The organism is Alcanivorax sp. 24 (assembly GCF_004360225.1).
GTDB lineage: Bacteria > Pseudomonadota > Gammaproteobacteria > Pseudomonadales > Alcanivoracaceae > Alloalcanivorax > Alloalcanivorax xiamenensis.
In genome coordinates this window covers 25,622-47,606 of sequence record NZ_SNUA01000016.1, presented here as the reverse complement: position 1 = coordinate 47,606, position 21,985 = coordinate 25,622, and the positions used below count along the sequence as shown (strand labels likewise).

The following is a 21,985-nucleotide window of genomic DNA, read 5'->3' as shown; positions in this document are numbered from 1 at the left end:
AGGAATCCATGGCCGTGGCCAGTCTATTGGTCTTGGAGATATGAAATCGCGCTGTATTCGCTGCCAAGGCAGCTTCCCACAGCGGCTCCGTAGCGTCCTCTGTGGGAAGCTGCCTTGGCAGCGAATCAGCGTGTAGGCGTGCCAGCGTGTTGCGTGTAAGCCGCCTGTTCCACATCTGTGGGACACCAGTGGTCCACGGACCACGATGGCTTTCTTCTAGAACCCAAGCATTTTCAGCCCCAAGGACAGATCCGCTTTCAGGTCCGCCACATCCTCCAAGCCTACCGCAATACGGATCAGGTTTTCCGTGATGCCGGCCCGTTGTTTGTCTTCTTCCGCCACCCGCCCGTGGGTGGTGCTGCCCGGATGGGTGATGGTGGATTTGGTATCGCCGAGGTTGGCGGTGATCGAGATCAGCCGGGTGCCGTCGATGAAACGCCAGGCGGCCTGGCGGTCCCGGTTGCCGTCGCTGTCTTCCACTTCAATCGCCAGTACCGCGCCAAAGCCGCTCTGCTGACGCGCCGCCAGTTCATGCTGCGGGTGGGATTTGAGTCCGGCGTAGTGCACGCGCGCGATGCCCGGCTGCTGTTCCAGCCATTCGGCCAGCTCCAGCGTATTGCGGGAATGGGCCTGCATGCGGATGCCCAGGGTCTCCAACCCCTTGAGAAATACCCAGGCGTTGAACGGGCTCATGCTCGGTCCGGCGGAGCGGACGAAGCCATGAACCTGATCCACCAGATCAGCAGGGCCCACCACGGCGCCACCCAGGCAGCGCCCCTGGCCGTCCAGATACTTGGTGGCACTGTGGATCACCAGATCCGCGCCGAGCGCCAGTGGCTTTTGCAAGGCCGGCGTGCAGAAACAGTTATCGACGATAAGAATGGCGCCGTTGTCGTGGGCCAATTTGGCCAGGGCCGGAATATCACCGACTTCGGAAAGCGGGTTGGACGGCGTCTCCAGGAACAGCACCTTGGTTTCCGGGCGGATCGCGGCACGCCATTGCTCCAGGTCCGCCAGGTCCACCATGGTGGTCTCGACCTGGAATTTCTTCAGGTAGCGGTCGAACACCACATTGGTGGTGCCGAACACACTGCGGGAGCTGACGATGTGATCGCCCGGGGCCAGCAGCGCGAAGAACGTGCTGCTGATGGCGGCCATGCCGGAAGCCAGGGCCACGCCCTTCTCCGCTCTTTCCATGGCGGCCAGGCGCTGTTCGAACGCCGCCACGGTGGGATTGGTGAAGCGGGTGTAAACGTTGCCCGGCTCCTCGCCGGAGAACCGCGCCGCCGCCTGGGCGGCGCTGTCATAGACAAAGCTGGAGGTAAGAAACAGCGGCTCCGAGTGCGACATCTGATCGGTACGTAACTGCGCCCAGCGAATCGCCAGTGTATCGGTATGCAGTTCGTTTGGATCAGAAAAATCGCTCATGATGTACTCGGTTCACCTCAATTGGAGTTGTGCAGGTCGATGACTTCGTTTTCCGCCAGGGCCCGGGCCTGTTCGCGAGCGGATTTGGCCAGGTCATTGCGGCGTTGCTCCAGATTCTGGAGATAACCCTGGTCGATGTTACCGGCTAAATAAACGCCGTTGAACACGGAACAATCGAATTCCTTGACCCGTGAATTGCCTTCCTTGCAGGCGGACACCAGGTCGTCCAGATCCTGATAGATCAGACGGTCGGCGCCGATGATCCGGCAAACTTCCTCGACGCTGCGGTCGTGGGCGATCAGTTCATCGGCGGCGGGCATGTCGATGCCGTACACATTCGGATACTGCACCGCCGGCGCGGCGGAAGCGAAGTAGACCTTGCGGGCACCGGCTTCGCGCGCCATCTGGATAATCTCGTGACAGGTGGTGCCGCGCACGATGGAGTCGTCCACCAGCAGCACGTTCTTGCCGGAAAATTCCAGCTCGATGGCATTCAGTTTCTGGCGCACGGATTTCCGCCGCATCTGCTGGCCCGGCATGATGAAGGTACGGCCGATGTAGCGGTTCTTGATGAAACCTTCCCGGTATTTCACGTTGAGCCGGTTGGCCATTTGCAGGGCGGAGGTGCGGCTGGTGTCGGGAATCGGGATGACCACGTCGATGTCATGATCCGGCCATTCCCGCTCGACTTTCTCCGCCAGCTTTTCGCCCATGCGCAGACGCGCCTTGTACACGGAAATGTCGTCCATGATGGAATCCGGACGGGCCAGATAAACGTGCTCGAAAATACACGGGCTCAGTTGCGGATTGTCGGCGCACTGGCGGGTATGCAGCTGACCGTCGGCGGTGATGTAAACCGCTTCACCGGGTTCCAGATCCCGCTCCAGATGGAAGCCCAGGGAAGACAACGCCACCGATTCGGAAGCCACCATGTATTCCGGCCCTTGCTCGGTGTCCTTCTTGCCGAAGCACACCGGGCGGATACCGTGCGGGTCACGGAACGCGAGAATACCGTAGCCGGTAATCATGGCGACCACCGCGTAGGCGCCCTCCACCCGGCGATGCACCGCCGCCACCGCGTCGAAGATGTCGTCCGGCTCCGGCTGCAACTTGCCGCGCAGTTGCAGCTCGTGGGCGAACACGTTGAGCAGCACTTCGGAATCGGAGGTGGTGTTGATGTGGCGCAGATCGGCGCGGAAGATGTGTTCGGCCAGCGCCTCGGAATTGGTCAGGTTGCCGTTATGCGCCAGCGTGATGCCATAAGGCGAGTTCACATAAAACGGCTGTGCCTCGGCGGAGCTGGAGCTGCCAGCGGTGGGGTAACGCACATGGCCGATGCCCATGTTGCCGACCAGTCGGCGCATATGGCGGTTGCGGAACACGTCCCGCACCATGCCGTTGTCCTTGCGCAAAAACAGCCTGTCGCCGTCACAGGTGACGATGCCCGCGGCATCCTGTCCACGGTGTTGCAGGACCGTCAAGGCGTCGTAGATCGCCTGGTTCACATGGGAGTGGCCCACGATGCCAACAATGCCGCACATTTGCTTATCCTCGAGCTAGCTGGAGCTTGCGCTGATGTTGATGAGATAAGTGAGCAGATCCCCGGCCACCTGGCGGGTCCAGTTCTCCAGCATGACGAAATGCGGTACCAGTACCGACGCCTGCCACCAGGGATCCTCGATGAAAAGCTGGCGGCCCAGTGCGACCAGCACCACCACCAGCAGGACGCCGCGAATGGCGCCGAATACCATGCCCAGTAGCCGGTCGGTCCCGCTCAGGCCGGTGACCCGGACCAACTCGCCGAGCAAATGATTGATCAGCGCGCCGATCACCAGTGTCAGGACGAACAGCACACCAAACGCCACCGCCAAACGCAGGCTGGGGGTCTCGATCTGATCCACCAGCAGCGCATCCAGCGCCGGGCTGAACAACCGCGCCACCACGAAGGCGGCCACCCACGTCAGCAGAGAAAAGGCTTCCCGGGTGAAACCGCGGCGGAGGCTGATCAAGGCCGACACAGCGATGATGAACAGGATGATGCCGTCTGCCAGATTCAGAGTCATGAGATGGGGCGTGGGCGGAACAGGCGGCAAAGTTTACCAGAGCGTCCCGCGCTTGCCCATGGATGAACGTGAATGAACGTCATCGTCGGAGCCTATGTGTATAGGGGCATATTCGCTGGCAAGCGGAGCGCCGCCCGGCCAGCTTCCCACGGAGGGAACTACAAAGCCGCTGCGGGAAGCGGCCTTGGCCGCGAATAGTCCAAACGCCCGAACGTATTCCATTCGCTGGCAAGCCATCTCCCACAGCGGTTGTAGAGATCACTAAGGCACGAAGGTACGCACCAGGCCATCGAGGGCGAAGCGTTTGTCATCGCGCAGGCGTTGTTTCATCGCCTCGGCGTCCTTGCGCTGGATTTCCGGCCCCACGAACACCCGCTGCCAGCGGTTGCCGTCCTGTTCCTGGGTGCGGAAATAGGCGTTGTAGCCCGCCTCGCGCAGCCGTTCCACCAGGGCATCGGCGTTGGCCTGATCACTGAAGCTGGCAACTTGCACGGTAAAACCCGATTTCGGCAGGGTGCCGTTCTGAGCCGGGGCGGGCTTGGGTTCCGGCTCCGGTTCGGGGTCCGGCTGAGGTTCAGGGCGGGGTTCGACCTGATCGCCGGACGCCGCCTCGGCCTTGTCGTCCCGTTCTTCGGGTAAGGGAGTCTCCAGCTCCGCCTGGCCAGCGTCAGCCACGGCCTGTTGATCCGCTTCGATTTCCCGCTCCAGGCTTTCCTGCTCCTGTTCGTCGATGACCGGTTCCAGCTCGGTGGTTTCCAGCATCGGCGCCTCCGGCAGGGTCATGTCCAGCGCCACCCGGACCTGGTCCGGGGATCGCAATACCAGCGGAGCGAGAATCGCCGCCAGCAGAAGCAGCAACAACAGGCCAATCAAGCGATGGCGGGTGCGGGGGTGCACGTACGAAGGCTCCTTGCGCGAATTAAAGGTCCAGCATCAGGTGGTCGCGGGCTCGGGCGGGCCAGCCCCGGAGGGGGCGGCCCGGAGCCGCCGGGCTATTCCAGCGCTCCGGCACGCCAGCGGTTCTAGCGGCGCGGCGCGGGCGCCGCTTCAATCACCGTCAGGGCTTCAGCCACAGTGTAGAAGGATCCCACGATCACCACCTGATCGCCAGTATTGCTGTCATTCACCGCCGCTTCCAGTGCTTCGGCGACACTGCCGCAAAGATGGACCGCTCCGTCCCGTGAGGTGGTTTCCGATAGCGCCGACGCCAACCTTTCCACGGTGGCGGCGCGAGGCAGATCCGGCCGGCACAGATACCATTCCAGCGGCTCGCTGGCGAACAGGGCCACGACCTGCTCCACCGGTTTGTCCGCCATCATGCCCAGCACCAGCCGGCGGCGGCCGGTACAGGACGGCAACCGCCGCCGCAGTCGGGTCAGTGCTTCCAGGTTGTGGCCGACATCGAGAATGCACTCGATGCCTTGGAAACGGCGCTGGTCGCAACGACCGGTCAGGCCGGTGTCCACCACCCGGGCCGGAACAGGCGGGGCCGGTGCCAGACCCGCCGCGGCCAGTGCCTGGATCGCGGTGGCCAGGTTGTCATTGCCCAGACGCGCCGGCTCCGGTATCCGGTAGCGGCGTTGCCCGTCGCCGTCACGCACGGTCACTTCCCCGTCGCCCAGCGTGAACTCCCGCCCCGCCCTGAGCGGCAAGGCCGCCAGCGCCGCCAGTTCCGAGTCCAGATTCGAGGGCGCCGCCAATTCACCGTAAACCAGTGGCCGGCCGGCCCGGCCGATGCCGATTTTTTCCCGCAGAATCGCCTCGCGGCTGTCACCGAGCCAATCCAGATGGTCCAGCCCCACCGAAGTCACCACCGACACGTCGGCGTCGATCAGATTGACCGCGTCCAAGCGCCCACCCAGTCCAACTTCAAGGATGCACAAATCCGCGTCACTACGCTGGAACAGCCACAAACCAGCCAGGGTGGTGAACTCGAAATAAGTCAGCGCGGTATCGCCACGCCCCCGCTCCACCGCTTCGAACGCCTGACAAAGCGCCCGGTCCGAGGCGGGGCCGTCGGGGAGCCGGATACGTTCGTTGAAACGCAGCAAATGGGGGGAGGTATAAACACAGCAGCGCAGCCCGGCGGCCTCCGCCATGGCGGTCAGCAGGCGCACCACCGAACCCTTGCCGTTGGTACCGGCCACGGTGATTACCGGCATCGGCAGAGTGCCTACGCCCAGGTCTCCGGCGACACGACGCAAACGCTCCAGCCCCAGCTCGATTTCGCTGGGGTGGAGCCGCTCGATGCGTTCGAGCCAAGACTGCGGATCGCTCATTCGTCGGACAGAGGCAGGGGCGCCGGTGCTCCGGTCATGCTGGCGAGAAGACGATGCAGAGTGTCGCGCATTTGCAGACGCGGCACGATCATGTCGATGGCGCCATGCTCAAGCAGGAACTCACTGCGCTGGAAGCCTTCCGGCAGCTTTTGCCGCACGGTCTGCTCGATCACCCGCGGGCCGGCGAAGCCGATCAGAGCGTTGGGCTCGGCCACGTTGATATCGCCCAGCATGGCCAGGGACGCGGAAACGCCGCCATAAACCGGATCGGTGAGTACCGAGATGAACGGCAGCCCGGCTTCGCGCAAGCGTTCCAGAGCGGCCGAGGTCTTGGCCATCTGCATCAGGGAAAACAGACCTTCCTGCATGCGCGCGCCGCCACTGGCGGAGAAGCACACCAGCGGCAGTCGCTGTTCCAGGCACACTTCCACCGCGCGCACGAAACGCTCGCCCACCACCGAGCCCATGGACCCGCCCATGAAGCGGAATTCAAAGGCGCAGGCCACCAGCGGCAGGCCGTGCAGTTTGCCCTTCAAAGCCACCAGAGCGTCTTTTTCGCCGGTGTCCTTCTGCGCGCCGGTGAGGCGGTCCTTGTACTTCTTGGAATCCTTGAACTTGAGCCGGTCCTCCGGCGCCAGTTCGGCACCGATCTCGGAGGTGACGCCTTCATCCAGGAACAGCTTCAGGCGTTTGCGGGCCCCAATACGCATATGGTGTTCGCACTTGGGGCACACATCCAGGTTGCGCTCCAGTTCCGGCCGGTACAAGGCGCTGTCACAGCGTGGGCATTTTCGCCACAGACCTTCCGGCACGCTGTTGCGACGGTTTTCCTGCGGCCGACGAACCGCGGGCAGAATCTTTTCCAGCCAGTTGTTGCTCATTACCTAGACCCTTGTGTTTGACCCGCTTTATGGGACCCGCTTGTCACCAAGCGAATACGGCACCGGCTTATTCGTCCATGGCGGAGCGCATCTCGGCCAGCACCGCCGACACCGCCGGTGCGATGGCATCGGTTTGCCCGGCGTTGGCGGCAATCTGGTTGACCAGCGCGCTGCCCACCACCACGCCATCGGCGACCCGGCTGACGGCTTGGGCCGATGCCGCGTCTTTGATACCAAAGCCTACCCCAATGGGCAATTGGGCAAGGTTGCGAATTGTTTCAACCCGCGCCGCCACTTCCTCCACATTGAGAGAGGCGGCACCGGTAACGCCCTTCAGGGAGACATAATAAAGATAACCGCTGGCCGCCTCGCCGATACGGCGAATGCGTTCATCGGTGGTGGTCGGCGCCACCAGGAAGATCAGATCGACACCGCGCTGGCGAAACCGCGGCACCACCTGTTCGCATTCCTCCGGTGGCAGGTCCACCAACAGCACTCCATCCACGCCGGCGCTGACGCAGGCGTCGGCGAAGGTCTCGTAACCCATCGCTTCCACCGGGTTCAGATAGCCCATCAGCACCACCGGAGTATCCTCGTTCTGGCGACGGAACTCGGTGACCATGGCGAGCACGTCATGCAGGCTGGTGCCCGCTTCAAGTGCCCGCTCACAGGCTTTTTGGATCACCGGGCCATCGGCCATGGGATCGGAGAACGGCACCCCGAGCTCGATGATGTCGGCGCCAGCCGCCACCATCGCGTGCATCACCGGCACGGTCACGTCCCGGTTCGGATCACCGGCGGTGATAAAGGGGATCAACGCCTTGCGGCCATCGGTGTTCAGTTGTTCGAAACAGGCTTGAATACGGCTCATGGCATTCCCCCTCAAAACTCGATGCCGTCGATGTCGGCCACGGTCAGGATATCCTTGTCACCCCGTCCGGACAGATTGACGATGAGATTCTGATCCGCGCCCATGGTGGGCGCCAGCTTGCGCGCATAGGCCAGCGCGTGGGCGGATTCCAGCGCCGGCATGATGCCCTCCACCCGGGTCAGTTCCCGGAACGCGGCCAGCGCTTCCTGGTCATCGGCGGCCACGTAATTGACCCGGCCGATGTCCTTGAGCCAGGAGTGCTCGGGGCCGACCCCCGGATAATCCAGACCAGCGGACACCGAGTGGGTCTCGATGATCTGGCCGTTCTCGTCTTCCATCAAATAGGTGCGGTTGCCATGCAGCACACCGGGACGCCCGGCGTTCAACGGCGCCGCGTGACGGCCAGTGTCGACGCCATCACCGGCGGCTTCCACGCCGTACATGGCCACGCCCTCGTCCTCCAGGAACGGGTGGAACAGGCCAATGGCATTGGAGCCGCCGCCGACACAAGCCACCAGCGCGTCCGGCAGCTTGCCGGCCTGCTTGAGACTCTGTTCACGGGCCTCGCGGCCGATCACCGACTGGAAGTCCCGCACCAGCATCGGATACGGGTGCGGCCCGGCCACGGTGCCAATGATGTAGAAGGTGTCGTCCACGTTGGTGACCCAGTCTCGCATGGCTTCGTTCATGGCGTCCTTGAGGGTGCGCGAACCGGAGGTCACCGGAATCACTTCGGCGCCGAGCAGTTTCATGCGGTAGACATTGAGTCGCTGCCGGCGAATGTCTTCCTCGCCCATGAACACGTGACATTCCAGCCCCAGCCGGGCGGCCACGGTGGCGGAGGCGACCCCGTGCTGGCCCGCGCCGGTTTCCGCGATCACCCGTTTTTTGCCCATGTGCCTGGCCAGCAGCGCCTGACCGATGGTGTTGTTCACCTTGTGGGCGCCGGTGTGGTTGAGATCCTCACGCTTGAGCCAGACGCGGGCGCCGCCGAGCTGTTCGCTCCAGCGTTCCGCCAGATACAGCGGCGAAGGACGCCCCACGTAGTGGGCCAGGTCGTAATCGAAATCGGCCTGGAACTGGGGGTCATCCTTGAGACGCCGGTACATGGTTTCCAGTTCGTCCAAAGCGGCCATCAGGGTTTCGGAGACGAACCGTCCGCCGAATTGCCCGAAGTGGCCCCGCTGGTCGGGGAATGCCTTGTAATCAGGACGTTCAGTCACCTCATGCTCCTCGTCTGGGATAGCGTACTGTCAGGATTGTCGCGCCGGGCCCGAAGGGCCCGATCCAAGGGTCAGGCCCTGGCCGCGCGCAAAAAGGCCCGCACTGCATGGCGGTCCTTGATACCGCCGAGGGTGGTACCGGTCACCGCCCGCACCTCCACGCCGCCGCTTACGTCCACCCCCCAGGGGCGCACCTGGCGCACGGCCTCGGCCACATTGGCCGGTGTCAAACCGCCGGCCAGAATCAACGGCAACGCCGACTCCCGGGGCAGCAGGCCCCAATCGAAGCGTTCGCCGGTACCGCCGGGCGTGCCCGGCACGTAGCTGTCCACCAATAACCCGCGGGCGCCGGCGGCGGCGTACTCACGCGCCACCCTGGCCGGGTCGGCGCCGTCACGCATGCGCAGGGCCTTGATCCAGGGACGCTGAAAGGCGGCACCGTAGGCCGGCGATTCATCACCGTGGAACTGCAACATGTCCAGGGGCAGCTCACGCAGGTACTCGCGCACCAGCCCCGCGTCGGCGTTGACGAACAGGCCCACCGTGGTCACGAACGGCGGCAGCGCGGCGAGAATGCGCGCGGCACGCGGCGGATCCACGTAGCGGGGACTGGATGGATAAAACACCAAGCCGATGGCATCGGCGCCGGCACGGGCGGCCTGTACCGCGTCTTCCGGACGGGTAATGCCGCAGATTTTAACCCGGGGTGTGTTCATCAAAAGCCTATCAGGAAACGCGGACCGAAGCACGGCGCCAAAGGCGGCGCGGCTTGCCCCGCGGGGACCGTCCATATTAGCAAAGCGGCGCGGGTCTGGCACGCCATTCGCGAGCAAGCTCGCTTCCCACAGCGGCTTCGCGGACATGCACTCGCGCTGTCTTCGCGGCCAAGACAGCACACAGAGGAGGCTACGAAGCCGCTGTGGGAAGATGGCCGGGCGGCGCTCCGCTTGCCAGCGAATCGGCACGTTGCATGTCAGCGATTCCTTTCAACCCGCTCCAGCCACAAAGGCCCCAACGGCTCCCTGGGCAGCTTGAACTCATCCGGGTAACCGATATCCACCAGATACAGTCCGTAGGGCGGCGCGGTGACGCCCCCTTCGCGGCGGTCGCGGGCGGCCAGCACTTGGGCGGCCCATTCCACCGGTTGATGGCCGGCGCCAATGGCCATCAGCACGCCGGCGATGTTGCGCACCATATGCATCAGGAAGGCATTGGCCTCCACTTCCAGGATGATCATCCGGCCGCGCTGCTGAATGTCCAGCCGGTGCAGCGTCTTCACCGGCGACTTGGCCTGGCAATGCACACAACGGTAAGAGGTGAAATCGTGGGTCCCCACCAAAGCCCGGGCGGCCTCGGCCATCCGCTGTACATCCAGCGGCCGGTGATTCCAGGTGACCTGGCGGCGGAACAACGCCGGCGGCGCGCCGGCATTGTAAATCACGTAACGGTAGCAGCGCCGGAAGGCACTGAAACGGGCGTGGAAGTCGTCGCTCACCGGCACCGCCCAGCGAACCGCCACGTCATCGGGCAAAAAACGGTTGCCGCCCATGACCCAGGCTTTCATGTCGCGATTGGCGTTTGAATCAAAATGGCACACTTGGCCGGTGGCATGCACGCCGGTATCGGTGCGGCCGGCGCAGATCAACGTCACCGGGTGGTCCGCCACCCGCGACAGGGCCTGCTCCAGGTGCGACTGTACCGTCCGGACGCCGTCCTCCTGGGTCTGCCACCCATGGAAGCGGCTGCCATCGTATTCCACCGCCAGGGCGATTCGGGTCATGATGGGCCTGTTTTTTCACGCCAAAAGGAAGGGGCGATACCTTACGGCATCGCCCCCTTTTTTTACAGAACAGCGTTTTCGCTTACACGTAATACGCCGATTCGCTGCCAAGGCAGCTCCCACAGTAGTGTCACTACGGAGTCGCTGTGGGAAGCTGGCTTGCCAGCGAACTCGGCCCCCCTTACTCGACGCGTTCCAGCAATTGGCGCGCATCATCCCGCTGGCTGTCACTGCCCTCGCTGATCACCTCGTTGAGAATATCCCGGGCGCCTTCCATGTCACCCATTTCGATATAGGCGCGGGCCAGGTCCAGTTTGGTGGCATTCTCATCGGTTTCCGCCAGGAAGTCGAAATCATCGTCCTCGTCGGCGGCACCCGGCGTGGCCGGTTCCTGCCCCTCACTGGCCGGCGGCTCGGTCAGTTCGATCGATTCCTCCGGGGTGTCATCGACACCGGCCTCGTCCAGGTCCAGACCGTCCAGAGAGAACTCAAAGGTGTCATCCCCCTGCTCCCCCGCGCCCACCTGGCCATGGTCGGCGGCTTCCGCCAGAGAGACCGGCTCGGAGACGGGCTCGGGAGCGGAAACGGCCTGGTCGCCATCCCATTCCAGTTCCAGGTCATCCAGTTGAAACTCCAGCGAATCCGCCTCCGGCGCCGTCGGCTCTTCCCGAACCGCTTCCTCCGGTATCGTATCCAGCTCCAGCCCCCCGACGTCGCCGGCATCGTCGGCATCGTCGGCATCGGAAGCAAAATCCAGATCATCCAGGTCCAGGCCGTCCGGCTTCACCGGCGTATCGTCCCTCACCGTCAGAGTGGAATGGGTCAACGGTTCCTCATCCAGAGCCAGCGCCTCCTCCGGATCATCCTCAATCAGCAACGGCTCTCCATCAGTATCGGCTCCGTCGCGGATGGCCTCGTCATCATCCAGGTTGAACTCGAAGTCATCCAGATTGAGCGGGTCTTCTTCGTGCTGATATTGTTCCGCCGGCGCCGGCGCGCCGATATCACCGGCCAGATCCAACTCCAGATCGTCCAGGGAAACCGGAGCCGATTCCTCCGCGGCGGCCCGCCCGCCACCACCCAGCCGTTCGATGGCGCGGTCCAGCTGCACCGCGGTGCCGGCGTACAGCGCGGCCTGCTGCCGGAACGCCGCCTGATCGCCCATTTCGTTCAGTACTTCCAGCAATCGTACTTTCAGGTCGCTGCGACCCGGCGCCTGATTGATTTCATTGCGCAGGAAATCCGCCGCCTGCGGGTAGCGGCCATAAGCCACGTAGACTTCCACTTCTTCCAGCGGATCCTGATTGGCGGTGGTGGCGGCGCCGTCTTCCTCATCGGCGTCGCCGGCTCGCGCCGCCATCGGCCCCTGCCCTGAGGCCCCTTCGTCCTCGTTGCCACCTTCCTCCGCCAGCGGCATCAACGGCGGCGGAGCGTCTTCCTCGGGATCCCCCTTGCCGCCCTGACGGCGGCGTAGTGCCAGCAGCAGAAGCAGCAGCAGCACCGCCACCCCGGCCCCCAGATACAGCAGATTACCCGCCACCCGGTCCAGCCAGCCAGCGGGGGCCGGCGCCGAAGCAGCAGGCTCGGCCGCCGGCGGCGCCGGACGCGAGGAAGCGGCGCTGTCAACGCCGCTTGCCGGTTGGGACTGGGATGTCGGCGTGGTGTCCGCCGGCGGCGAGGCGGTGACCGCCGCCGGGCCGGATTCCGGGCCGCTGTTGCCCGGTTGCCGCGCCGGCTCCTCCGCTTCCGCGGCCCCCGGCTCTCCCGGCACCAACCGTTCAGGGGCCACTTCCGGCCCGATTTCCGTGGGAGCCAGCAAGGCCTCGTCCACGGCGCCGTCCCCCTCGCCTTCCCGCAGTTGCCGCAGCGCCTCCTGGAGCGCGGCGATCTTCTCATTCTGCAAACGCAGCATTTCACCACTGGTATCCAACTGCTCGCCGAGTTCATCGATACGGCTGCGCAGCTCATCGTTTTCCCGGCTCAGCCGGTCCAGATTCTCATCGCGGATGGCCAGTTCGTTCTGCAGTGCCGCGGTGGCCGCTTCACCGCCATCACCGGTCCCGGTGCCATCGCCATCAGTGGCGGCGTCAGCGGAATCCGGCGCCACCAACGTGACCCGACCGCCGTCGTCTTGCTGTTGCGCCGGCACCGCGTCACTCTGCTCGGTGGCATCCAATTGCGCCGCCGCCAACGTTTCTTCGTCATTGCCGCGGTCTGCCCGCCGCTGGTGCCATTCGCTGGTTTGATCAGCGACTCGCCGCATCGCTTCGCTGCTGGCGATCGCCGTGGCCTGACGCTCGCTCGGCAACCGCAGCACCGCGCCTTCCCGCACCAAATTGATATTGCCGTCGATGAACGCTTCCGGGTTCATTTCCTGGATCGCCATCATCATCTGTTGAACGGAAACACGGCTGCCGGGACGGTGCTCGGCGGCGATGCGCCACAGGGTATCGGACGAGCGCACCCGGTAACGGCCATTGCTTTCGTTCAGGGTGCCGCGCCCCGGCGTCGCGTTGCTGGCGCTCTGATCCGGGCCGGTTTCTTCGGATTCCGCCACCGTTGCGGAATCGTCCTGCTCCGGCTCGGCGGCGGTTTCCAGCTGGTCTCGCGGTTCCTCTTGTTGTGCTGCCTCGTCCGTCGCCTCCCCGCTGACGGCGGGCTCCGGCGGTTCGTGCGCCGGCGCGGGCGCTGCCGGTTTTGTCTTCGGCTCCGCTTGCGGCACGACCGGCACCGGCGCCGGCTCAACCCGGGCGGCACTGACCGTCTCGCCGCCGGCGTCGTAGCTGGGCGGATCCAGCAATACGGTGTATTCGCGCACCAGCCGGCCGGTGGGCCAGAGAATTTCCACCAGGAAATTGAGATAGGGTTCACGCACCGGCTGGCGGGAACGGATATGCAGCACCCCGTCGCCCTTGCCGGTGAAGATCACCTCGAAGGTCAGATCATTAAGGAAGTAGCCGCGCTCCACCCCGGCGGAGTCGAATTCCGCCTGCGGGGCCAGATTGACCACGATTTCTTCTGTCGACAGCCGCCCGGTTTCGTGCAGGACGACATCCATCTCCAGCGGCTGGTTCAGATAGGAGTTAAGCTCGTATTCCCCCACCCCCAGAGCAGCCGCAAGTCCCGGCGTCATCGCCGCCAGTGCGACAAACCCTATGCCAAATTTTCGGAGCATGTGGTTGAACCCCAGTTACTTATTCTGTATTCCCCGCCCTCTGAGCCGCGGCAGGCACGCTGCGGATTTCCTTCCGCGAGCCTCGGAATAAGGTCTGGATCAATCCAGAGAAAACAAACCTTATTCTGAGACGCTCTGGTCGAAAAGTCCGTATTCGATTGTGCCCGACGGCGGGGGACAAACCTAGAAACTGCGTCACATATTGTTAGTAAGTACGCATTTTCCATGGTTTTTTCAAAAAAATGCGCTCCCAACCATGAATTGAGACGCCCCCATCCCGAGCCATCAGGGCGGCCCGGGAGGTACGACTTTATTCTGGTGGGATGGGGGTTGTCGAGGGGGTAAGCACTTCCTTTGCCCGTGAATTGCGGGCACGCGGTTGGCGGGGCGCTGGCGTCTGATCCATTTTCGCGGATTCGGTGCCTGGCCCGATTCGCGAGCAAGCTCGCTTCCCACAGGGGATTACAGAGTCGCGGTGGGAAGCGGCCTTGGCAGCGAATGGCGTGCCAGCGTGCGAGCGTGTTGCGTGCAAGCGGGCTCACCCGCCGGCGAGCAGTTGCTCCACCAGCAGGGCAGCGTTACGGGCGGCACCGGCCTTGATGTTATCGGCCACGGTCCAGAAGCTCAGTTCGCCCTGCCCGTCCACATCTTCCCGGGCGCGGGCCAGGCGCACCAGCGGCTCCTCCTTCACCTGCCGTACCGGCGACGCGCCGTCGCCCTCCCCACCTTCATCCTGGGCCAGACCTGGCGCCTCATCCCAGCAGGCCTGTGCCTGAGCCAGACCGATGGGCAGGCCGCCGCGCACCACCACCACTTGGGAAAGGCCGTGGAATACAGGCACCTGCACACAACTCACATCCACGGCCAGGTCCGGGCGCCCAAGCACCCGCCGGGCTTCCAGCATCAGTTTCAATTCCTCGCTGGTATAGCCGTTGTCCTGCAGGCGCCCGACGGTGGGCACGAGGTTGAAGGCGTATTGCGGTTCCGCGCCTTCGCTGGCATCCATGCCATTGAGCAAACGGGCGCTCTGGCGGGCCAGACGTTCCACGCCATTGCGCCCCGAGGAAGAGGCGGCCTGCAACTGGGTCACGGTGACCCGCTGCAATTCGGAGATCGCCATCAGCGGCTTCAAGGCCAGCATCAGTTGCACGGTGGCGGCGTCGGCGGCGGCGGCCAGATTGCGCTCGCGGGCGGCGGGAATCTGCTCGTCGTTGACTCCGGCCACCAGCAACGGCACGTCCGGCTCGTAGCGAAACGCCGGTGACAGGTCCAGGACCATGGCGCCGGCATCCACCGCGCGCGGCACCCATTCCTGGGAGACCGCGGCACCGGCGGCGAACACCACCAACGCCACGCGGGAAAAGTCGAAGCCCTCCAACCGCTGCACCGTCAGCAAACGGCCACCCACCCGCAAGGACTTGCCTTCGCTCTCTTCCGAGGCCAGCAGAAACAGTTCCCCATAGGGCACCTTACGCTCCGCCAGTTGTTCCAGCAGGGCATCGCCCACCAGGCCGGTGGCACCAACCACCGCCAATCCGGGTTCCATCGACATTGAGTTTTCCTCCAAGGCGACCGCTGTTCCACCATCGTGGGATGGTGCTTACACGCAACACGCAACACGCTTGCACGCCGGCACGCCATACTTGCGGCGAGAACGGGTTCGGAAACACCGTTCTGCTCGGCAACGCCGGGCAGCCACGTGCCCTTGTTAGAGCGTGTCTTTTTGCGTGTTGCGTGCCAGCGATCTTTATCTTTCCAACAAAATCCGCAGCATGCGACGCAGCGGCTCGGCGGCGCCCCACAGCAACTGATCACCGACGGTGAAAGCGTTGAGGTATTCGCCGCCCATGTTCAGCTTGCGCAGGCGCCCCACCGGAATGGTCAGGGTGCCGGTCACCGCCGTTGGCGTCAGATCACGCAGCGTCGCGTCCTTCTCGTTGGGCACCACTTTCACCCAGTCGTTGGCGTTGCGGATCAGCTCGAGGACTTCGTCCAGCGGCACGTCCTTTTTCAGTTTCACGGTCAGTGCCTGAGCGTGGCAGCGCATGGCGCCGATACGCACGCAGGTGCCGTCCAGCGGAATCGGCTGCTCGCCGCGACCGAGGATTTTGTTGGTCTCGGCCTGGGCTTTCCATTCTTCCTTGCTCTGGCCGTTTTCCATTTCCTTGTCGATCCACGGCAGCAGCGAGCCGGCCAGCGGCGCACCGAAGTGCTGTTGCGGCAGATCGCTGGAACGCATGGTGTCCGCCACCTGACGATCGATGTCGAGAATGGCGCTGGCCGGGTCGGCCAGTTTGTCCGCCACGGCACCGTGGATGGTGCCCATCTGCGCGATCAGTTCGCGCATATTCTGGGCGCCGGCGCCGGAGGCCGCCTGGTAGGTCTGGGCGCTGGCCCACTCCACCAGATCGGCATTGAACAGGCCACCCAGGGCCATCAGCATCAGACTCACGGTGCAGTTGCCGCCAACGTAGTCCTTGACGCCGCTGTCCAACGCCTGGTCGATCACCTTGCGGTTCACCGGGTCCAGCACGATGACGCTGTTGTCCTGCATGCGCAGCGCGGAGGCGGCGTCGATCCAGTAGCCCCGCCAGCCGGCTTCACGCAGTTTCGGATACACCTCATTGGTGTAGTCGCCGCCCTGGCAGGTGACGATGACGTCCAGTTTTTTCAGCTCATCGACGCTTTTGGCGTCGCCCAGCGCCGGAATTTCCTTGCCCACGTCCGGGCCGGCCTGGCCGACCTGGGAGGTGGAGAAGAACACCGGTTCGATGTCCTGGAAATCGTTTTCCTCACGCATGCGGTCCATCAATACGGAACCGACCATGCCACGCCAGCCGATAAAACCGACTTTCTTCATTGAGACTTGTCTCCCGAAGGGATTGCCCCTTCTTAATCAATGGGTTCAGGCGCCGATCAACCGCGAGCCAGTGCTTCGGCCACGGCGGCGCCCATTTCCTCGGTGCTCACTTTGCGCGTGCCCTCGGTGTAAATATCCGCGGTACGCAGCCCCTGGTCGAGAACCTGCTCCACCGCGGTCTGGATCGCATCCGCCACGTCGCCACGCTCCAGACTGTAGCGCATCAACATGGCCAGCGACATGATGGTGGCCAGCGGGTTGGCGATGCCCTGGCCGGCGATATCCGGTGCCGAGCCGTGGCAGGGTTCGTACAGGCCCTTGCGGTTTTCGTCCAGGGACGCGGAGGGCAGCATGCCGATGGAGCCGGTGAGCATGGCGGCTTCATCGGAGAGGATGTCACCGAACAGGTTGCCGGTGACGATCACGTCGAACTGTTTCGGCGCGCGCACCAGTTGCATGGCGGCGTTGTCCACGTACATATGGGACAGTTCGATATTCGGGTAATCCCTGGCGGCGTCGGTGACCACCTCTTTCCACAGCTCGGTCACTTCCAGCACGTTGGCCTTGTCCACCGAGCACACTTTGTTGTTGCGCTGGCCGGCCAGTTCGAACGCCACCTTGGCGATACGGCGCATTTCCGATTCGGAATAGACGTCGGTGTTGAAGCCGACACGCTCACCGTTTTCTTCACGGATCCCACGCGGCTGACCGAAATAGATGCCACCGGTCAGTTCGCGGACGATGAGGATATCCAGGCCCGACACCACTTCCGGCTTCAGCGAGGAAGCGTCCGCCAGTTGCGGGAACAGAATCGCCGGGCGCAGATTGGCGAACAGGCCCAGGGAGGAACGCAGCCGCAGCAGCCCGCGCTCGGGGCGCTTGTCACGCTCAATGGTGTCCCATTTGGGACCGCCGATGGAGCCGAACAGAATGGCGTCGGCGGCGCGCGCCTTATCCAGCGTCGACTCCGGCAGCGGGTCGCCGTGCAGGTCATAGGCGGCGCCGCCCACCGGGGCTTCGTCCAGGCTGATGTCGAGGCCGAAACGCTGCTCGGCGGCGCGCAGCACGCGCACCGCTTCCTGAACGATTTCCGGGCCGATGCCGTCACCCGGCAGAATCAGAATGTGGCTCATGGTTCGCTTCCGTGGTGTTGTCCGTGGGTTGTCCTGATCAGTGGCTGGCGTGCTCGGCGAACACCCAGGGCTCGCGGGCCCGGCGGCGTTCCTCGTAGGCACGGATGGTGTCCGCTTCCTGCAGGGTCAGGCCGATCTCGTCGAGGCCGTTGAGCAGGCAGTGCTTGCGGAATTCATCGATGTCGAAAGCGTAGGCCTTGCCGTCCGGCGTGCGCACCTGCTGGGCTTCCAGGTCCACGGTCAGACGCAGGCCGGGATTGGCCGCCTCGGCCTGGAACAACTCTTCCATCTGCTCCTCGGAGAGCACGATGGGCAGCAGGCCGTTCTTGAAACAGTTGTTGTAGAAGATATCGGCGAAGCTCGGCGCGATCACCGCACGGAAACCGAAGTCCATCAACGCCCAGGGCGCGTGCTCACGGCTGGAGCCACAACCAAAGTTGCGGCGCGCCAGCAGCACGGTGGCGCCCTGATATTCCGGCCGATTCAACACGAAATCCGGGTTCTCCGGCCGCGCGTCGTTGTCCTGGCCCGGGTAGCCCTCGTCCAGATAACGCCACTCATCGAACAGGTTCGGCCCGAAACCGGTACGCTTGATCGACTTGAGAAACTGCTTCGGAATGATCTGGTCGGTGTCCACGTTGGCGCGATCCAACGGCGCCACCAATCCTTCATGCTTGACGAATTTTTCCATGATCGCTTACCCCAATCCCCGCACGTCGACGAAATGACCGGCCACCGCGGCGGCAGCGGCCATGGCCGGGCTCACCAGATGGGTGCGGCCGCCGTTGCCCTGCCGGCCCTCGAAATTCCGGTTGGAAGTGGAGGCGCAGTGCTCACCGGGTTGCAGACGGTCCGGGTTCATCGCCAGACACATGGAGCAACCGGGCTCGCGCCATTCAAAACCGGCTTCGATGAAGATCTTGTCGAGGCCTTCCTGTTCCGCCTGCTTCTTCACCAGACCGGACCCGGGCACCACCAGCACCTGCTTCACCGAATCCGCTTTCTTGCGGCCCCTGGCCACATCGGCGGCGGCGCGCAAATCCTCGATTCGCGAATTGGTGCAGGAACCGATGAACACCCGGTCCACCGGAATGTCGCCGACCTTGATGCCCGGCTTGAGGCCCATGTACTCGTAGGCGCGCAACATACCGGAGCGTTTCACTTCATCGCTTTCCGCCTGCGGGTCCGGCAGGTTGGCGTCCACCGCCACCACCATCTCCGGGCTGGTGCCCCAGGACACCTGCGGACGGATGTCGGCGGCGTCGATCTCCACCACGGTATCGAATCGGGCGTCGTCATCGGACACCAGGGTGCGCCAGTAGGCTTCCGCCTGCGCCCATTGCTCGCCGCTGGGCGCCATGGGACGGCCCTTGACGTAATCCACGGTGGTGTCGTCCACCGCCACCATGCCGGCGCGGGCGCCAGCCTCGATGGCCATGTTGCAGACCGTCATGCGGCCTTCCATGCTCAGCGAGCGGATCGCGCTGCCGGCGAATTCGATGGCATGGCCGGTACCGCCGGCGGTGCCGATCACACCGATGATGTGCAGCACCACATCCTTGGCGGTAACGCCTGGGCCAAGGTCGCCCTCCACCTTCACCTGCATGTTTTTCATCTTTTTGGCCACCAGGGTCTGGGTGGCGAGCACATGCTCCACCTCACTGGTGCCAATACCGTGAGCCAGACAGGCCAGCGCGCCATTGGTGGAGGTGTGGGAATCGCCACACACCACGGTCATGCCCGGCACCACCGCGCCCTGCTCCGGCGCCATCACGTGCACGATGCCCTGACGCACGTCACCGATACCGAACTCGGTGATACCGAACTCGCGGGTGTTGTCCTGCAGCGTCTGCACCTGAATGCGCGAGGTCTCGTCGGTGATATCGGCGGCGCTCTTGAACGGCGTGGTCGGCACATTGTGGTCGATGGTCGCCACCGCCGCGCCGGTCCGCCAGGGCTGCCGCCCGGCCAGACGCAGCCCTTCAAAGGCCTGCGGCGAGGTCACTTCGTGAATGATGTGACGATCGATGTAGATCAACGCCGATCCGTCTTCCCGCTGGGCGACGAGATGGGCGTCCCACAACTTGTCGTAGAGGGTCTTGCCTGCCATTGATGCTTCTCCTGGAGCCTTGGGGGGGCTATTAATGACCACACCCTACGCGGGGGCATAAGATAAATCCAATTCATCTTTTTTATGGTTTGGATTCCCAGGGGTTATTTGAGAGTATTGCAGAGATCCGGAAAGCAAAGGGCTTCCGGCCTGGCAAGGGAAGCGCTGGCACGCTGACACGCAACACGCCTGCACGCTACCCTCCTATTTTTGCGTGTTGCGTGTCAGCGTGTTGCGTGCAAGCGAGACCTTATGGATACCCAATCCTTGCAAGCCTTCATGGCCGTGGCCGAGAGCGGCTCCTTTTCCGGCGCGGCGGAGCGGCTGTTCCTGACCCAGCCGGCGGTGAGCAAACGCATCGCGGTGCTGGAACAGCAATTGGGGGCGCGCCTGTTCGACCGGGTCGGACGGCGTATCCGCCTCACCGAAGCCGGCGAGGCGCTGTTACCCCGGGCGCGGAAAGTGCTTCAGGAACTGGAGGACATGGGTCGCGCCATCAACAACCTCACCGGCGAAGTCAGCGGCACCCTGCGCATCGGCACCAGCCACCATATCGGCCTGCATCGCCTGCCACCGGTGCTGCGGCGTTTCTCCCGGGAGTACCCACAGGTGCGCCTGGACATCCATTTCATCGATTCCGAGGAAGCCTGGGAGGCGGTGCTGCACGGGGATCTGGAGATGGGGGTGGTGACCCTGCCGCCGCAGCCGGATACCCGCCTGCACAGCCAGGTGATCTGGGACGACCCGCTGGTGTTCATGTGCGCGCCGGAACACCCGCTGGCCCGGCAAGCGGATCTCACCCTGGAAACCCTGACCCGCTTCAGCGCCATCCTGCCCTCTCCAGTGACCTTCACCCGCCGCATCGTTGAGCGGCTGTTCCAGGAACACAGCCTGGCGCTGAACATCTCCATGTCCACCAATTATCTGGAGACCATCCATATGATGGTCTCCATCGGCCTGGGCTGGAGCGTGCTGCCGGCCACCATGCTGGACCAGAGCGTGATCGAACTGGCGGTGGACACTCCCCTGCCGGAACGCAAGCTGGGCGTGGTCACCCACCCCGGGCGGAGCCGCTCTAACGCGGCCCGGGCCTTCCTGGAGGCAATTAATAGTGAATAGTTAAGAGTGAATAGCGAAAGTCAAAAACAGTTCGTGTCTTTGCTGTGAGAGCCAGCCTGCTGGCGAATGCGTCTCCAGCATTGGGATATTCGCTTGCGAGCAAGCTTCCCACAACGGCTTCGTGGCCCTTCTCTGTGGGAAGCTGCCTGGGCAGCGAATTGTGTTCACCGCCGTTGGCTCATTCGCTTGCAAGCAAGCTTCCCACAGCGGCTTCGTGGCCCGGCTCCGTGGGAAGCGGCCTGGGCAGCGAATTGTGTTCACCGCCGTTGCTGAATTCGCTTGCGAGCAAGCTTCCCACAGGGGCTTCGTGGCCCGGCTCTGTGGGAAGCTGCCTGGGCAGCGAATTGTGTTCACCGCCGTTGGCTCATTCGCTTGCGAGCAAGCTTCCCACAGCGGCTTCGTGGCCCGGCTCCGTGGGAAGCTGCCTGGGCAGCGAATTGCCTTCACCGCCGTTGGCTCATTCGCTTGCGAGCAAGCTTCCCACAGCGGCTTCGTGGCCCGGCTCCGTGGGAAGCTGCCTGGGCAGCGAATTGTCTTCACCGCCGTTGGCTCATTCGATTGCAAGCAAGCTTCCCACAACGGCTTCGTGGCCCGGCTCCGTGGGAAGTTGCCTGGGCAGCGAATTGTGTTCACCGCCGTTGGCTCATTCGCTTGCGAGCAAGCTTCCCACAGGGGCTTCGTGACCCTTCTCTGTGGGAAGCTGCCTGGGCAGCGAATTGTCTTCCCCGCCGTTGGCTCATTCGCTTGCGAGCAAGCTTCCCACAGCCGCTTCGTGGCCCTTCTCTGTGGGAAGTTGCCTGGGCAGCGAATTGTCTTCACCGCCGTTGCTGAATTCGCTTGCGAGCAAGCTTCCCACAGCCGCCTCGTGGCCCGGCTCTGTGGGAAGTTGCCTGGGCAGCGAATTGTCTTCACCGCCGTTGCTGAATTCGCTTGCGAGCAAGCTTCCCACAGCCGCCTCGTGGCCCGGCTCTGTGGGAAGCTGCCGGGGCAGCGAATTGTGTTCACCGCCGTTGGCTCATTCGCTTGCGAGCAAGCTTCCCACAGGGGCTAAAGACCAGCGCTT

At 63.8% G+C, this 21,985-nt stretch carries 17 protein-coding genes; 1 reads left to right on the top strand and 16 read right to left on the bottom strand.

What is annotated here, in order from left to right; genetic code table 11:
• Positions 1-216: 216 nt before the first annotated feature.
• From E0L37_RS17985 to leuC, 16 genes are all read right to left on the bottom strand, one after another.
• Entirely contained in the window at positions 217-1,428 is a 1,212-nt protein-coding gene (locus tag E0L37_RS17985; protein ID WP_133493051.1) for an O-succinylhomoserine sulfhydrylase, read from the bottom strand.
• A 17-nt stretch (positions 1,429-1,445) separates the two neighbouring features.
• Positions 1,446-2,969: an amidophosphoribosyltransferase gene (gene purF, locus E0L37_RS17980; protein WP_133493050.1), complete on the bottom strand. Its 1,524-nt coding sequence runs from the start codon at positions 2,967-2,969 to the stop codon at positions 1,446-1,448.
• A gap of 15 nt (positions 2,970-2,984) precedes the next feature.
• Positions 2,985-3,485, bottom strand: a complete 501-nt coding sequence (locus E0L37_RS17975; RefSeq protein WP_026949739.1) for a CvpA family protein — start codon at positions 3,483-3,485, stop codon at positions 2,985-2,987.
• 267 nt (positions 3,486-3,752) lie between these two features.
• Positions 3,753-4,388 carry an SPOR domain-containing protein gene (locus E0L37_RS17970; RefSeq protein WP_133493049.1) on the bottom strand — a complete coding sequence of 212 codons (636 nt, stop codon included), beginning with the start codon at positions 4,386-4,388 and terminating at the stop codon, positions 3,753-3,755.
• Between the two features lie 125 nt (positions 4,389-4,513).
• Entirely contained in the window at positions 4,514-5,770 is a 1,257-nt protein-coding gene (locus E0L37_RS17965) for a folylpolyglutamate synthase/dihydrofolate synthase family protein (RefSeq protein WP_133493048.1), read from the bottom strand.
• Complete coding sequence (gene accD / locus E0L37_RS17960; RefSeq protein WP_133493047.1) at positions 5,767-6,651, bottom strand: acetyl-CoA carboxylase, carboxyltransferase subunit beta; 885 nt, start codon at positions 6,649-6,651, stop codon at positions 5,767-5,769. The genes E0L37_RS17965 and accD overlap by 4 nt, the downstream gene beginning before the upstream one ends.
• Positions 6,652-6,718: 67 nt before the next feature.
• Positions 6,719-7,522: a tryptophan synthase subunit alpha gene (trpA, locus tag E0L37_RS17955; protein WP_133493046.1), complete on the bottom strand. Its 804-nt coding sequence runs from the start codon at positions 7,520-7,522 to the stop codon at positions 6,719-6,721.
• 11 nt (positions 7,523-7,533) lie between these two features.
• Complete coding sequence (trpB, locus tag E0L37_RS17950) at positions 7,534-8,745, bottom strand: tryptophan synthase subunit beta (RefSeq protein ID WP_133493045.1); 1,212 nt, start codon at positions 8,743-8,745, stop codon at positions 7,534-7,536.
• A gap of 71 nt (positions 8,746-8,816) precedes the next feature.
• Entirely contained in the window at positions 8,817-9,461 is a 645-nt protein-coding gene (locus tag E0L37_RS17945; protein WP_133493044.1) for a phosphoribosylanthranilate isomerase, read from the bottom strand.
• Positions 9,462-9,718: 257 nt separating this feature from the next.
• On the bottom strand, positions 9,719-10,525 hold the full coding sequence (truA, locus tag E0L37_RS17940; protein ID WP_133493043.1) for a tRNA pseudouridine(38-40) synthase TruA: 807 nt from the start codon (positions 10,523-10,525) through the stop codon (positions 9,719-9,721).
• 181 nt (positions 10,526-10,706) lie between these two features.
• Positions 10,707-13,700: a FimV/HubP family polar landmark protein gene (locus E0L37_RS17935; protein ID WP_133493042.1), complete on the bottom strand. Its 2,994-nt coding sequence runs from the start codon at positions 13,698-13,700 to the stop codon at positions 10,707-10,709.
• Between the two features lie 538 nt (positions 13,701-14,238).
• Positions 14,239-15,252, bottom strand: a complete 1,014-nt coding sequence (locus E0L37_RS17930) for an aspartate-semialdehyde dehydrogenase (RefSeq protein WP_133493041.1) — start codon at positions 15,250-15,252, stop codon at positions 14,239-14,241.
• A gap of 195 nt (positions 15,253-15,447) precedes the next feature.
• A complete protein-coding gene (gene asd / locus E0L37_RS17925; protein WP_133493040.1) occupies positions 15,448-16,560 on the bottom strand; it encodes an aspartate-semialdehyde dehydrogenase in 1,113 nt (370 codons plus the stop codon).
• Between the two features lie 56 nt (positions 16,561-16,616).
• Positions 16,617-17,693, bottom strand: coding sequence for a 3-isopropylmalate dehydrogenase (gene leuB, locus E0L37_RS17920; RefSeq protein ID WP_133493039.1), 1,077 nt, complete (start codon positions 17,691-17,693; stop codon positions 16,617-16,619).
• A 37-nt stretch (positions 17,694-17,730) separates the two neighbouring features.
• Positions 17,731-18,384, bottom strand: a complete 654-nt coding sequence (gene leuD / locus E0L37_RS17915; protein WP_133493038.1) for a 3-isopropylmalate dehydratase small subunit — start codon at positions 18,382-18,384, stop codon at positions 17,731-17,733.
• Between the two features lie 6 nt (positions 18,385-18,390).
• Positions 18,391-19,803, bottom strand: coding sequence for a 3-isopropylmalate dehydratase large subunit (gene leuC, locus E0L37_RS17910; RefSeq protein ID WP_133493037.1), 1,413 nt, complete (start codon positions 19,801-19,803; stop codon positions 18,391-18,393).
• Positions 19,804-20,055: 252 nt separating this feature from the next.
• Between leuC and E0L37_RS17905 the strand changes: the two genes are divergently transcribed.
• Entirely contained in the window at positions 20,056-20,922 is an 867-nt protein-coding gene (locus E0L37_RS17905; protein WP_133493036.1) for a LysR family transcriptional regulator, read from the top strand.
• The last annotated feature ends 1,063 nt before the right edge of the window (positions 20,923-21,985 follow it).